This is a genomic window from Allobosea sp. Root483D1 (assembly GCF_001429505.1).
Lineage (GTDB): Bacteria > Pseudomonadota > Alphaproteobacteria > Rhizobiales > Beijerinckiaceae > Allobosea.
Window position 1 is genome coordinate 426,477 of sequence record NZ_LMJW01000020.1, and the last position, 13,055, is coordinate 439,531.

Below are 13,055 nucleotides of genomic sequence, written 5' to 3' on the forward strand. Positions count from 1 at the left end.
CGAGCCGCGGGCAGCGCCGCGCCCCAGCAGGGATCGGTCACTGTCCTGAAACCGATCCAAGCGAAGACCTGCCGCACTCGTCTCAGATGTCACGTCTCAACTACCGGAATCGCAAGATCAGGCTGACGAGCTCGACCTGGTTCGCCGTCGACGTCTTCGCATACAGTGCTTTCGCGTGGCTCCTCGCCGTCTCGTGCGAAATGCCGAGGGAGGTGGCCGCCTCGATGACCCCGTGCCGCTCGATGATCGCTTGGGCCACCCGCAACTCGGACGGCGTCAACCGATAGTGCCGCCCGAAGGTCTCGATGTCGTGCCGGGGGGCTTCCTCCAGGTCCTTCACTGTCACCATCGCGAAGGCGGGGGCGAAGAAGCCGAGCGCGTTTCCACGCAGGCGGATCGCATGGAAGACCAGAGGCCTCTGACCGGGCCGGGAAACCGTCACCGGCCGCAAGGCGGCAGCGTCCGGCGCGAGGTCCGGCCAGATCGATGCGGCAAGGTGCCGGTCGAGCGCGTCGCTGGCACAATGAGAAAAGGCGATCCGCCCCTGCCGGATGTGGAACTGGCGCCCGACCATGGCCTCGGCCGCGGCGGTCATCCTGACGATACGGCAGAACCTGTCGATGAACAGACAGGCGCCAGCCGTGGCGTCGGCCGCATCAACTGCACCGTCCAGCCTGATGAATTCGAGCCGGCGGGCGATGGTGGCGGCACGGGAGACGACATCGCCGAGCCTCGCCAAGCGAACCTGGTCCTCCGGGAGATAGGCGCCGACATCCTCGCCGCGCTGGAAGGTCAGGCACCACAGGTCGTCGCCGGTCGTGACGCGCAGCCCCGCGAACCAGCCGAAGCCCATCGGGCGCAGGAAGTCGGCATAATAGTCCATGCGGGCCATGCGGTCCGGAGCGACGATGTCCTGGTCGACCATGATGCCGCTGCGCTTCATCAGCGGGATGCCGGCGTAACGGAAATCGCGTTGGTGCCAGCCATCCTTGACGTAGCGTTCCGCAAGCTCTCCCATCTCCGAGGTCGGCAGGACGAACGGGCCGCGCCCCTCCACGGTAAGGATCGCGGCGCCCTTCGACCTTGTGGCGCGCGCCACCATCTCCAGCGCCGCTTGCCAGGCTTCGGGATCGGTCGCGGCGTCGAGAAACATCGTCTCGGCGCGCTGCAGTGTCTCGTCGTCCATCGTCAACCCGAGCGAAGATGGTGCCTGCCACAGGAGCCGGAGCGATGGGGCCGGGGCGCAGCGGCATTTGCGATGAATGACGCCAAGCATCCTGCCGTAAAGTCAACCCGACAATCGAACAAGGAACTTGCGCGCTGGCTGGACGACACCGCGACATTCGCCCTGATAGGAGCTGGCAGTCTCAGATCGAAATCCCGCACTTGGCGTGCTGCTCGTTCTTGTAGCCGACCGCGGCCTTGCCGGTCGGAGCTCTCCACTGGCCCTTGGAGTTCTGGGCTGCGTAGCTGGCAAAGACATCGGCATAGCAATTCGGGTTCGAATAGCCTCGCTTCTTTGCGATCGACATGCCGGTCTGCTGCGCGGTCTTGCCCTCCTGCGCCCAGGCCGGGCTGGACAGCGCGATGACTGCCGCGACAACGGCATAGGTTTGCTTCGAGATCATCGGCGTTTCCTGAGTTGGCTTGCCTCACCTGCCGCGTCTCTTCGCTTGAAAAGTGCCCAGGCGAGGCGTCGAGAAGGATATTCGCAAGGTGCCGCCGCGCCTCACCCGATCGGGTGAGGCTGTCGGGCTGCCGGAACGGTCGCGCCGGAGTGCTTCTGCAGCGGCCGTCGCCTCTCGACGTGAGCGGGCGGAGCATGCCAGATTGCCGTCAGGGGAGCGGCCGGGCTCCGTGCTTCATTTGGTTCGCAGCATGCATCGCCGCTCCCTCCTGGTCGCCCTGGCAACCTGCGGCCTTACGATAACGGGACGGGCGGCCCGATCGGCGGAGCCGACGAAGCGGATTTCGATCGTGATCGGATTGCCGCTCGACCATCCCGTCGTGAGCGCGCGGACGGCCGAGCTGTATGGGCTGCTGGCTGAGCGAGGATGGGTCGACGGCAAGAACCTGCGCATCGCCTTGCGATCTTGGGGGACGAGCGCGGCGGACCTCGCACGGACCGCCGCCGAGGTGGTTCGCGACCGGCCGGACATCATCGTCGTCGGCTCCAGCGCCGAGACCGCAGCCGTGCTGGCCGAGACCCGGCAGATTCCCGTGCTGTTCGCGACAGCCTCCGATCCCGTGGGGAGCGGCTTCGTGCGTTCTCTCGAACGCCCCGACGGAAACGCCACCGGCTTCAGCAACAACGACCCGGTCATGTCGGAGAAATGGGTCGAGCTCCTGAACGAGATCGCGCCGGCGACGCGCCGCATCGGCGTGGTCTTCAATCCCCGTACGACGCCGGCAGCCGGCGCGACCTATCTCGCGCGCCTGCAGGCGACCGTGCCCGCCGGCGGGCCGGCCTTCGAGACCATCCACGTGAACGAACCCTCCGCCATCGACGGCGCGATCGCCGGATTTGCCGGCAAGGGGACGGGCGGCGGCCTGGTCTTCCTGCCGGACAGCTTCACCTTCCGCAATGCCGCGCTTTGCACCGCCGCCGCCGCGCGCCTGGCCCTGCCGGCGGTCTACCCGTTCGACACCTTCACCCTGCAGGGCGGGCTGATGTCCTATGCCGGCGCGCGCGAGGAGACGGCCGAGATGGTCGCCTCCTATATCGACCTCATCCTGCGCGGGGCCGACGTCGCCGAACTGCCGGTGCAGTTCTCGCGCAGCTTCGAGCTGGTCATCAACGAAAAGGCCGCTGCGGCCCTGGGGCTCATCCTGCCGGCCTCGCTGCGGATACGCGCGCAACGGATCTTGTCGTGACGCAGGGCGATCTGGTCGCGCAGAGCAATCCCCCGCGCCGGCGCGGCGAACTCGCCCGCAAATATGCGGTCTTCGTCGGCGTCGCGATTTGCCTCGCGCTCGGGCTCAACACGGCGATCACGACCTTCTTCGCCTTCTCGGACCAGAGGGCGCTCCTGGTCCGGGTCCAGCAGGAGCAGGCCAGGGCGGCGGCCCAGAAAATCGGAGCCTTCGTCACCGAGATCATGGATCATCTCGACTGGGCCTCGCAGAGCGGCGCGACCAGCAACTCGCCCGAGGAGCGCCGGCTCGACGGTCTGCGACTGATGCGGCAGGTTCCGGCTGTCCTGGAGCTGCGCCAGATCGATCCGGCGGGACGCGAGCAGCTCTTTCTGTCGCGCTATGCGCGGGACCGCGCGGATGGCGGCACCGACTGGTCGACCGATCCAGGCTTCCAGGCCGCCCAGGCGCAGGGCAGCTTTCATGGCGAGGTTGAATTCCGGCGCGGCTCTGAACCGCACATGGTGCTGCTCAGGCGAGCGGCGTCGCCTCCGCAGTGGACCGCGCGGGCGACCGTCAATCTCGTCTTCATCCGGGAGTTGGTCTCCCGGCTCAAGGTCGGCGAGGCCGGACGCGCCTATATCGTCACGCGCTCCGGCCGGCTGATCGCGCATCCCGATCTGCGTTTCGTGCTGCGCAACACCAACCTGGCCGCGCTTGTGAACGCGCATGAGGCCGCCGGTGCGGCCGGGGCCGGGCTTTCGGTAACGGATATCGAGGGCAGGCGCGTCCTGTCCGTCATGACCGCGGTCCCCGACGTCGACTGGAACGTGGTGATCGACCTGCCGGAGAGCGAAGCTTTCGCGCCGATCCATGCGTCGATCCTGCGCTCGCTGATGCTTCTGCTGCTGACCCTGCTCGTCACGGTGCTGGCCGGGATCATCCTCAGCCGCAAGCTCGTCGCGCCGATCAAGACCCTCGGCGAAGGCGCGGCGCGGATCGGCCGGGGCGATCTCGATGCGCGGATCGAGATCCACACCGGCGACGAGTTGCAGGAGCTGGGGGAGCAGTTCAACGTGATGGCCGGGCGCCTCGCGGAAGGCCGCGCCGTCCTGGAGGACAAGGTCGCTGAGCGCACCGCGGCGCTGGAGCAGGCCCTGCGACTGGCCTCTGCCGGGCAAAAGGCGGCGGAGGAGGCGACACGGGCGAAATCCCGGTTCCTGGCGGTGGTCGGGCACGATATCCGCACGCCGCTATCGGGCGTCCTCGGCGTGCTCGAACTGATCGACCGGCGCCGCCTGAGCCAACGCGACCGCCGCCTCATCACCATGGCCGCGACCTCGGGGGAGGCGCTGGTCGATCTGGCCAATGCGACACTCGATCTGTCGCGGCTGGAGGCCGGAACCGAAAACATTGATCGGCGCGATTTCGATCTCGGCGCGCTCCTCGGCGCGGCCGCGGCGCTGATGCGTCCGCTGGCGGAGCAGAAGGGGCTCATCCTGACGCTGCGCCCTCCATCCGAGGGGCTGCGGCTGCATGGCGATGCCGGCAAGATCCACCGCATCCTGATCAACCTGCTCCGCAATGCGGTCAGCTTCACCGAGCAGGGAGAGGTCGAGCTCACTGCCGAGCTGCAGCGCGTGCCGTCCGAGAAAGGCCTCGAGCTGCGGCTCGAGGTGCGCGACACCGGCATCGGCATCGACCGGGCGATGCAGCGCCAGATTTTCCGGGATTTCGTGCAGGTCGACCCGGAAACAGGGCGGCGCAATGGCGGCGTCGGGCTCGGCCTGGCGATCTGCAGCAAGCTGGCGGAATTGATGGGCGGCTCGATTTCTGTCGTCAGCGCCAAGGGGCAGGGCAGCACCTTTTCGGTCAAGCTGCCGGTGGCTGCGGCCAAGGCTGCGGCCCGGCCGGGCGAGATCGCGCCGGGACAATTGCAGACGATCCTCGTGGTCGACGACGATCCCGTGACCCGCGAGGTCGCGCGATTGATGGTCGGCAAGGCCGGCCACAAGGTGCAGGCCGCGGCCTCCGGCGAGGCCGCGCTCAAGACGTTGCGCAAGCGCAGCTTCGATCTCGTGCTGCTCGACATGCACATGACCGGGATCGACGGCATCGAGACCACCCTGGCGATCCGAGACTTGCCCGGCATCACGCAGCCCCGCATCGTCGCGCTGACGGCGGACGTCTCGCCGCAGACGATGCGGCGCATGCGCGCGGCGGGGCTGACCACGATCCTGTCTAAGCCGATCACCTCCACGGCCCTCCTGCAGGTGATCGGGCGCGGCAGCAATCGTGCCAGCCGGAGCCAGATCGTCGCCCTGTCGGCCGAGCAGCCCATCGACGCCGCCTTCTTCCACACGCAGCGCCGCCTGATCGGGCATGAGCGCACGCGGCAGCTCGTGGCGCTCTTCGCGACCGTGTCCGAGGCGATCCTGACGGAGATGCAGGCGTCCTTGCGGGCTCCCGACCGAAGCGAGCTGGGACGCCTGGCGCATCAATTGGGGAGCTCGGCCGGGGCGGTCGGCCTCGGGCAGGTCTTCGCGCTCGCCGCCACGCTCGAACGCGACGCGGCGAGCGCAGACCCGGAGGCGCTCGCGGCGGCGGTGGAGGCCCTCGGGCTGGCCCGCGATGATGCCCTCGAGGCCCTGGCCGGGCTGGCGGACGAGGCTCCTGCCGCGGCGGGTGTAACTTAGAGCACGCCGCGTTCGAATCGCCAGGGAACTGTCTAGACGTCGCGCTCGACCGGCACGCCGATCTTGTAGCCTTTTCCGCTGACGGTCGCGATAATCCCCGATTTGGCGGTGTCGCCCAGCTTTTTCCGCAGGCGCGCGACCAACGCATCGACGCTGCGCGCGTCGACATCGGTGAAGCGGTTGCTGATGACCTCGATCAGGTAGTCGCGGCTGAGGGGATGACCGTTGCTCTCGATCAGCGCAGCCAGCAGGTCGAACTCGCCTCTCGTCAGGCGCATGGGCTCGCCATTGTTCGTGGCGAGCTCGCGGCGCAGCAGGTCGATGGTGAACGGGCCGAAGGTGGCGACGGTGTCGCGGCGCGCCGTGTCGCGCTCGATACGGCGGCGACGCAGCAGCGAACGGGCTCTGGCGAGAAGGTCGCGCAGGTCGACGGGCTTGTTGACGTAGTGATCGGCGGCGAGCTCGAGGCCGACGATCCGATCGACATCGGCGTCGCGCCGGGTCACGAAGATGATGCCGGCATCGGAGACAGACTGGAGCTCCCGGGCGAGTTCGAAGCCGTCGCCGTCGGGCAGGACGACGTCGATGAAGATCAGGTCCGGCCTGAAGCGCCGCACCGCCTGCCGGGCCTGGACGATGGTCTCGGCTTCCTCGACCTGGAAGCCCTGGTCGGTGAAATAGCCGGCGATGACCGTACGGGTGACGGGATCATCCTCGACGATGACGAGCCGGTCGCGGAATGTCGCATCCATCAGCTCTGCTTCCCCTGGTCGACGCCCCGAGTCTCCCGCGATTCGCACCGGGCGGACGATTCACCGGGGATCGATGCGCCGCAAGCGATCGAGAGCCCGATTGTTGACCGCTGTTCACCGTGCAGTCAAAGCCCGGCCGGCTATCCACGGCCCGTTCCGCCGGAAGCCGGCGGAGGGCTCAGGACCGATAGCGCCGCCAGGCCGGATTGCCGGACTGGCGGCGTCTTGCACGCTCAGATCACGCGGCGCGGGTCGAGCGCGTCGCGCAGGCCGTCGCCGATGAAGTTGATCGACAGCACAGTCAGGAAGATCGCGGCGCCCGGGAACAGGGCCCAGTGCGGCGCGGTGTCGAGATGGTCCTTGGCGTCGAAGAGCAGACGTCCCCAGGTCGGGATGTCCGGCGGGAAGCCGAGGCCGAGGAAGGAGAGCGTCGATTCCGCGATGATCGCCGAGGAGACCTCGATCGTCGAGGCGACGATGACCGGCCCGAGCGCGTTGGGCAGGATATGGCGCATCATCTGGCGGGATTTGGTGGCGCCCTGGGCCCGGGCAGCCTCGACGAATTCCTTCTCGCGGAGCGAGAGGAACTGCGCCCGCACCAGCCGGGCGACCGGCATCCAGCGCAGGCCGCCGATGACGACGACGATCAGGATGAAGACGCCGCCCTCGACGCCGAAGACCGCCTTCAGCTGCTCGCGGAACAGGTAGATGATGAGCAGCAGCAGCGGCAGCTGCGGCAGCGACAGGAAGAGGTCCGTCACCCACATCAGCACGGGGTCGGCGAACTTGCGCGACATGCCGGCTGAGGCGCCGATCAGGACGCCGACGGTGGTCGCGACCACCATGGCGGCGAGGCCGACGGCAAGCGAGATGCGCCCGCCATACATCATCCGCGCCAGGATATCCTGGCCGAGATCGTCAGTGCCCAGGGGATGCGCCCAGGACGGGCCCTGCAGCTGCGCCGAGAAATCGATGTCGTTGATCGGCACGGGCCAGAACCAGGGACCGACGACGACGCTGAGGATCAGCAAAGCGAGGATGACCGCGCTCGCCATGGCGAGCTTGTGACGGCGGAAGCGCCGCCAGGTTTCACGCCCGGGCGAGACCGATACGCTTGCCGCGAGCACGGCCGCAACCGGATCAACGGAAGGAGATGCGAGGGTCGAGCCAGCCATAAAGCAAATCCGCGATGAGGTTGAAGAGGACGACCAGGCAGGCGAAGACGAAGGTCACGGCCATGATCACGGGTGTGTCGTTGGCGAGGATGGCGTCGATCAGCAGCGAGCCGATGCCGGGAATCCGGAAGATCTGCTCGGTGACGATGGCACCGCCGAAGACCGCCGGCATCTGCAGGGCGACCAGGGTCACCACCGGGATCAGCGCGTTGCGGGTGATGTGCCGCAGCGTGACGGTTTTCTCGCCGAGCCCCTTGGCGCGCGCCGTGGTGACGTAGTCGAGCCGGATCACGTCGAGCACCGCGGAGCGGACATAGCGCGTATAGGACGCCGCCTGGAACAGGCCGAGCACCGTGATCGGCATGATCGCCTGGCGGAACATCTCCCAATACCAGCGCCAGCCGCTCGCGGCGATGTCGGAGCGGTAGACGAAGGGAAACCAGTCGAGCTTGATCGAGAACAGCAGGATCAGCAGCAGGCCGGTGAAGAAGGTCGGCAGCGAGAAGCCGACGAAGGCAAGCGTGTTGGCGATCTGGTCGAAGACCGAATAAGGCCGCGTCGCCGCGTAGATCCCGACCGGCAGCGCGATGCAGAGGGCCAGGATCTGCGAGGTGCCGACGACGAAGAGCGTGGTCGGCACACGCTGCAGGATCAGGGTGTCGACATTGATGCGGCTGGCGAAGGAGAAGCCCCAGTCGCCCTGCGCCATCGCCGACAGCCAACGCAGATAGCGCACCATGACCGGATCGTTGAGGCCGAAGCTGGCGCGCAACGCTTCGCGCACCTCGGGCGGGACGTTGGGGTTGGTCGCCATTTCCGAAAACGGATCACCCGGCGCCAAAGCCAGAATCGTGAACAGAATCAAGCTAATGCCGAGCAGGCTCGGAATGGCGATCAGCAATCGCCGCAGAAGATAAGTCGCCATCAAGGATTCCCGTGAAGCGGGGTGTCGCTGGAGCGAGCCGCACGAGCCAATGGCGATGAGACACCATCGGGCCGAGCCGGCTCGCGCGGAAGCGGCAGGGGCCGNCGCGGACGGCATCAGCCGTCCGCGAGCGGTTTAGCCGGCCTCAGCTGCGATACCAGGCAGCCACGTTCCAGGTGTCGACGTCCCAGCCGCTGTGATCGTGCATCAGGTTGGTCACCGAGGCGGCGACGCGGGTGCGCGACAGCAGCGGCAGGATCACATTCGCTTCACAGAAGATCTCGTCGACCTTGATCAGCAGCGCGGCGCGCTTGGCCGGGTCGAGCTCCTTCTGGGCAGCCTTGTAGGCCTCGTCGGCCGCGGGGTCCGAATAACGCGAGACGTTCCGGCCCAGCCACTTGTTCTCCTTGTTGGCGACCTCCCAGGACACGAACTGGTTGAGGAAGCGCTCCGGATCCGGCTGCGGCTGGGTGGTCGTGTACATCTCGATGTCGACATAGAGCTTGGTGTAGGTGTCGGGGTTCGCCACGTCGGAGGAGAAGAACACCGAGGCGGTGACCGACTTCAGCTCGAGGTCGATGCCGGCCTTCTGGCAGGCCTGCTTGATGATCGCCTGCGTTTTCTGCCGCGGGGCGTTGATCGAGGTCTGGTAGACGTATTTGAGCTTCTTGCCGTCCTTCTCGCGGATGCCGTCGGAGCCACGTTTCCAGCCGGCGTCGTCGAGGATCTTGTTGGCCTTGTCGATATTGAACTCGTATTTGAGCTTCTGCGACCTGAACTGCTTGGGCTCGTTGACGAAGCTCGCCGTCGCCCTGCCGCCGCGGCCATAGATGAACTTCTGGATCGAATCGCGGTCGATCAGGAGGTTGAACGCCTGGCGTACCTTGGGATCCGACAGGGTCGGGTGCTTGGTCTTGACGCTGGAGCGTTCGCCGTCGACCTCGGTCCAGGGATCGGTGGTGTTGAGGATGATGAACTCGATGTCGCCCGATGGCACGGCACTGACCTTGCCGCGGCCGCCGGTCTCCATCTTCTTCAGGATCTCGTCCTCGACCTGCAGGTTCCAGGCATAGTCGAACTCACCGGTCTGCAGCACGGCACGGGCCGCGGAGACCGCGTCGCCGCCGCCCTTGACCTCGATCGTGTCGAAATGCGGCTGGTTCTTGACGTGGTAGTCCTCGTTGCGCGTGCCGGTGAGGATGTCGCCCGGCTTGAACTCGGCGAACTTGTACGGGCCGGTGCCGACCGGTTTCAGATTGGCCGGGGCCTCGCGCGACTTGGCGCCCTTGTACTCGCCGAAATGATGCTTCGGCAGGATCTGGCCGACGACGCCGACGAAGGGGTCGGCCCAGAACGGCGTCGCTTCCTTGAAGATCACCTTGACGGTGTGGTCGTCGACCTTCTCGACCTTGATGTTGGTGTAGGAGCCGGTGGTGTAGGCGGCGGTGGCCGGGTCGGCGGCATATTCCCAGGTGAAGACGACATCGTCGGCGGTGAAGGGCTTGCCGTCATGCCATTTGACGCCCTGCTTCAGCTTCCAGGTCACCACCTTGCCGTCCTCGGACAGCCCGCCATTGGCCCGCGTCGGGACCTCGGCGGCGAGCTGAGGCGTGAGGTTGCCGTCCTTGTCCCAGCCGGCCAGCGGCTCGAAGAAGATGCGGCCGGCGATCTGGTCCTTGGTGCCGCTGGCGAAATGCGGATTGAGCAGCGTTGGCGCCTGCCAGAGCAGGATCTTGAGCGGCCCGCCGCCGCCGGCCTTGGTCGGCTTGTAGGCCAGCGAGGCCTGCGCCATGGCGACATTGTTCCAGGCCAGGATCTGCGAGGCGAAGGGAGCCGAAATGCCGACCGCGGCCAGTTTTCGCATGAAGGATCGGCGGGAGATCGCGCCATCCTTCACGTTCTCGATCAAGCTGCTCAGCTTACGCTCGTCCATCATATTCCCCTGTTTTAGCTGGCCTATTATGAGGTGGCCCGAAGGGGAGCGTAATGCATGCTCGGCCCGGCGGCTATGGCCTCTATCGACGACAAATCGAGCGGTTTGCGCGCACGAAGAGCACGATGCTGCTCAGCCCGTCGCGATCTCGCGCGCGAGACTGGCGAGATAGCCGCATTCGTCGGCGGATTCGTTGTTCCACCACATCGCACACAGATTGTGCGCCGGGATCGGCGGATCGGCCTCGAGCACGCGCAGCGCGAGTTTCTCGCCCGAAAGATGGATCATCTCGCGCGGGATCATCGCCGCCCCGGTGCCGGCGCTGGCGAGGCGGGCGATCACGGTAAGCGGATTGCAGGTGTTGAGACGGCGCGGCTTCAGGCCATGTGCGCCGAACCACATCTGGATGGTGGTGAACAGGCCGGACGGCGAGCCGTTGGTGAAGATCGGCAGGTCGACGAGGTTCTCGGGCGTGGCGACGTTTCCGGGGAAGGGGAGTCCCTCGCCGATCACCCAGACGAGATCGATCAGCCAGAGCGGGACGATGGTGATCCCGTCATGGGCGCGCGGCTGCGACAGGAAGGCGATGTCGATCGAGCGGTCGAGCAGTAGCTGCTCCAGCTTCGTGCTGAAATCGACGGTGACGTCGACCTGCAGCTCGGCATGGCGGCGCGCCAGCTGGGCGAGCAGATCGGGCAGGATGGCGGCGGCGAAGGAATCGGCTGCGCCGATGCGCAGCAGGCTCTTGCCGCGCAAGCCATCCTTGCTATGGCGCTGCACCTGCTCGGCATGGGCCAGCATGCGCTCGACATCGGCATAGATAGCGTTGCCCAGCGTCGTCGGTACCGGGCGGTAGAGCGAGCGGTCGAACAATTCGCCGCCGAGGGTGCGCTCCAGCTCCTTGATGCGCAGGCTGACCGTCGGCTGCGACAGGTTGAGGTGCAGGGCGGCGGCGCGAAAGCCGCCCAGCCGCGCCGCCCAGTAGAACGCCTCGGCCTGACCAAAGGTATAGCGCATCGTTCAAGATGATAGCCGGAGGCAATCGAGCGGCAAGCACTTCCTATTTTTATTCGTCGCCCCGCCGATCTAGCTTTCCCTCGTTCGGCGCGGCGCCGGTCTCCGGCGCCGCCAAGGCATTGCCATAAAAACAGGGGGACTCCGATGCTGACCGTGCCGACAGATCGCCGTGCGTTTCTCGCAGCTGCAGCAGGCGGCGCCCTTGGCGGCCTCTTGCCCGCGAGCCTGCTCCACGCCCAACCGAACAATGGCAAGACGCTCACCATCGTCCTGCCGAGCAATCCGATCACCATCGATCCGATAAACCAGCTCAATCACGACGCCATGGTTCTCGGCCAGACCGTGTTCGAGAACCTGGTCGAATACGATGTCGATGGCGTGCTGAAGCCGCAGCTCGCCAAGGCCTTGCCGACCATCTCGGCCGACAAGAAGACCTACACTTTCGAATTGCGCGACGACGTCACCTTCCACAACGGCAAGAAGATGATGGCGGAGGATGTGAAATACTCCTTCGACTACCTGCTCGACCCCGCGAACAAGGCGCTGCGCCGTCCGATCTTCGGCAAGATCGCGAAGGTCACCGTCCTCGACCCGCTCAAGGTCCAGGTTGAGCTCTCCGAGCCTTATGGCCAGTGGGTCTATTTCCTGACCAAGTACATGGGCATCTTCCCCGCCGGCTCGCGCAAGGAGCTGGGCGACGACCATTTCAAGCAGAAGCCCGCGGGCGTCGGCACCGGCTTCGGCGTCTTCGAGGAGTGGAAGCCGAACGACTACATCAGCTTCAAGAAAAATCCGAACTACTGGCGCAAGGGCCTGCCGGCCTGGGACCGGCTCGTCGTCAGGATGATTCCGGAGGATGCGACGCGCGTCGCCTACCTGCTGACCGGCCAGGTCGACATCATCAGCGCCCCGCCGCCGCGCGAGTTCAACCGGCTGAAGACCATGCCTGGCATCACCGGCGCCTCGCGACCGACGCTCGGTGGCTCGCTGCTGATGTTCACCAACAATCTCAAGGCACCATTCGACGACGTGAACTTCCGCAAGGCGCTCGCCTGCGCGACCGATCGGAAGACCATCGCCGACAAGGTCTATTACGGCCTGCTCGACCCGACGGGCGGGCTCGCGCCGCCGCGGAGCTGGTGGTTCAATCCTGAGGCCGACAAGGAAATCGCCTTCGACATCGAGAGGGCGAAGCAGTTCCTCGCCAAGTCGAAATATCCGAATGGCGCCGAGATCGACATCAGCATCCAGGCTGAGCCCTATCTGCTCGACACCAAGGATGCGGCGATCTTCCTGCAGGCTCAGCTCGCCAAGATCGGCATCAAGCTCAACCTCAAGGTCTATGAGTTCTCGGTGCTGATCCAGCAGATCGCCCGGGGTGAGCACCAGATGGCGATGCAGGTCTACATGTCGCCCGGCGAGCCGACCTATACGATCGCCAACACGGTGATGCCGGGTCAGTTCCTGTCGAAGAGCACCGGCTACGACAATCCGGAGCTCAACGCGCTGATGTCGGCCGCTTTCGCCGAGACCGACGAGGCCAAGCTCAAGGACCTCTACGGGAAGATGCAGATGATCCTGGCCCGCGACGCGCCGATCGGCGTGCTCGGTTTCGTTCACGCCTCCAACCTCTGGCGTCAGGGCGTTCAGGACTTCAAGGTCAACCAGGCCCTGACGATGAGCGTCGGCGAGGTCAAGATCTGA

At 66.1% G+C, this 13,055-nt stretch carries 10 protein-coding genes; 3 read left to right on the top strand and 7 right to left on the bottom strand.

The features are described from left to right. Positions 1-100: 100 nt before the first annotated feature. Positions 101-1,186, bottom strand: a complete 1,086-nt coding sequence (locus tag ASE66_RS20615) for a helix-turn-helix transcriptional regulator (RefSeq protein ID WP_057191569.1) — start codon at positions 1,184-1,186, stop codon at positions 101-103. A gap of 181 nt (positions 1,187-1,367) precedes the next feature. Then, positions 1,368-1,628: a hypothetical protein gene (locus ASE66_RS20620; RefSeq protein WP_057191570.1), complete on the bottom strand. Its 261-nt coding sequence runs from the start codon at positions 1,626-1,628 to the stop codon at positions 1,368-1,370. A 349-nt stretch (positions 1,629-1,977) separates the two neighbouring features. Here ASE66_RS20620 and ASE66_RS20625 point away from each other — a divergent pair, with 349 nt between their 5' ends. Both ASE66_RS20625 and ASE66_RS20630 read left to right on the top strand, forming a co-directional pair. Further along, positions 1,978-2,874 carry an ABC transporter substrate-binding protein gene (locus tag ASE66_RS20625; RefSeq protein ID WP_162262515.1) on the top strand — a complete coding sequence of 299 codons (897 nt, stop codon included), beginning with the start codon at positions 1,978-1,980 and terminating at the stop codon, positions 2,872-2,874. After that, entirely contained in the window at positions 2,871-5,549 is a 2,679-nt protein-coding gene (locus ASE66_RS20630) for an ATP-binding protein (RefSeq protein ID WP_057191572.1), read from the top strand. The genes ASE66_RS20625 and ASE66_RS20630 overlap by 4 nt, the downstream gene beginning before the upstream one ends. A gap of 32 nt (positions 5,550-5,581) precedes the next feature. Here the strand turns inward: ASE66_RS20630 and ASE66_RS20635 are convergent, their stop codons facing one another. The 5 genes from ASE66_RS20635 to ASE66_RS20655 all read right to left on the bottom strand — a co-directional run bounded on the left by ASE66_RS20635 (position 5,582) and on the right by ASE66_RS20655 (position 11,351). Continuing rightward, positions 5,582-6,301 (bottom strand): response regulator, encoded by a 720-nt coding sequence (locus tag ASE66_RS20635; protein WP_057191573.1) that lies wholly within the window; start codon positions 6,299-6,301, stop codon positions 5,582-5,584. Between the two features lie 233 nt (positions 6,302-6,534). Further along, the gene (locus tag ASE66_RS20640) at positions 6,535-7,476 is read right to left on the bottom strand and encodes an ABC transporter permease (protein WP_057191574.1); all 942 of its coding nucleotides are present in this window, start codon (positions 7,474-7,476) and stop codon (positions 6,535-6,537) included. Then, the gene (locus tag ASE66_RS20645; RefSeq protein ID WP_057191575.1) at positions 7,442-8,401 is read right to left on the bottom strand and encodes an ABC transporter permease; all 960 of its coding nucleotides are present in this window, start codon (positions 8,399-8,401) and stop codon (positions 7,442-7,444) included. Before ASE66_RS20645 ends, ASE66_RS20640 begins: the two co-directional genes overlap by 35 nt. A gap of 145 nt (positions 8,402-8,546) precedes the next feature. Beyond that, positions 8,547-10,334 carry a peptide ABC transporter substrate-binding protein gene (locus ASE66_RS20650; RefSeq protein WP_057191576.1) on the bottom strand — a complete coding sequence of 596 codons (1,788 nt, stop codon included), beginning with the start codon at positions 10,332-10,334 and terminating at the stop codon, positions 8,547-8,549. 132 nt (positions 10,335-10,466) lie between these two features. Next, complete coding sequence (locus tag ASE66_RS20655; protein WP_057191577.1) at positions 10,467-11,351, bottom strand: LysR family transcriptional regulator; 885 nt, start codon at positions 11,349-11,351, stop codon at positions 10,467-10,469. A gap of 144 nt (positions 11,352-11,495) precedes the next feature. On the opposite strand from ASE66_RS20655, the gene ASE66_RS20660 reads away from it, so the two are divergent. Then, positions 11,496-13,055, top strand: coding sequence for an ABC transporter substrate-binding protein (locus ASE66_RS20660; RefSeq protein ID WP_057191578.1), 1,560 nt, complete (start codon positions 11,496-11,498; stop codon positions 13,053-13,055).

What these genes read in the sequence shown, in the direction of transcription:
- ASE66_RS20640 (WP_057191574.1), bottom strand. Translation starts at nt 7,476, where the DNA reads ATGGCTGGCTCGACCCTCGCATCTCCTTCCGTTGATCCGGTTGCGGCC.
- ASE66_RS20635 (WP_057191573.1), bottom strand. Translation starts at nt 6,301, where the DNA reads ATGGATGCGACATTCCGCGACCGGCTCGTCATCGTCGAGGATGATCCC.
- ASE66_RS20660 (WP_057191578.1), top strand. Translation starts at nt 11,496, where the DNA reads ATGCTGACCGTGCCGACAGATCGCCGTGCGTTTCTCGCAGCTGCAGCA.
- ASE66_RS20655 (WP_057191577.1), bottom strand. Translation starts at nt 11,351, where the DNA reads ATGCGCTATACCTTTGGTCAGGCCGAGGCGTTCTACTGGGCGGCGCGG.
- ASE66_RS20645 (WP_057191575.1), bottom strand. Translation starts at nt 8,401, where the DNA reads ATGGCGACTTATCTTCTGCGGCGATTGCTGATCGCCATTCCGAGCCTG.
- ASE66_RS20615 (WP_057191569.1), bottom strand. Translation starts at nt 1,186, where the DNA reads ATGGACGACGAGACACTGCAGCGCGCCGAGACGATGTTTCTCGACGCC.
- ASE66_RS20650 (WP_057191576.1), bottom strand. Translation starts at nt 10,334, where the DNA reads ATGGACGAGCGTAAGCTGAGCAGCTTGATCGAGAACGTGAAGGATGGC.
- ASE66_RS20620 (WP_057191570.1), bottom strand. Translation starts at nt 1,628, where the DNA reads ATGATCTCGAAGCAAACCTATGCCGTTGTCGCGGCAGTCATCGCGCTG.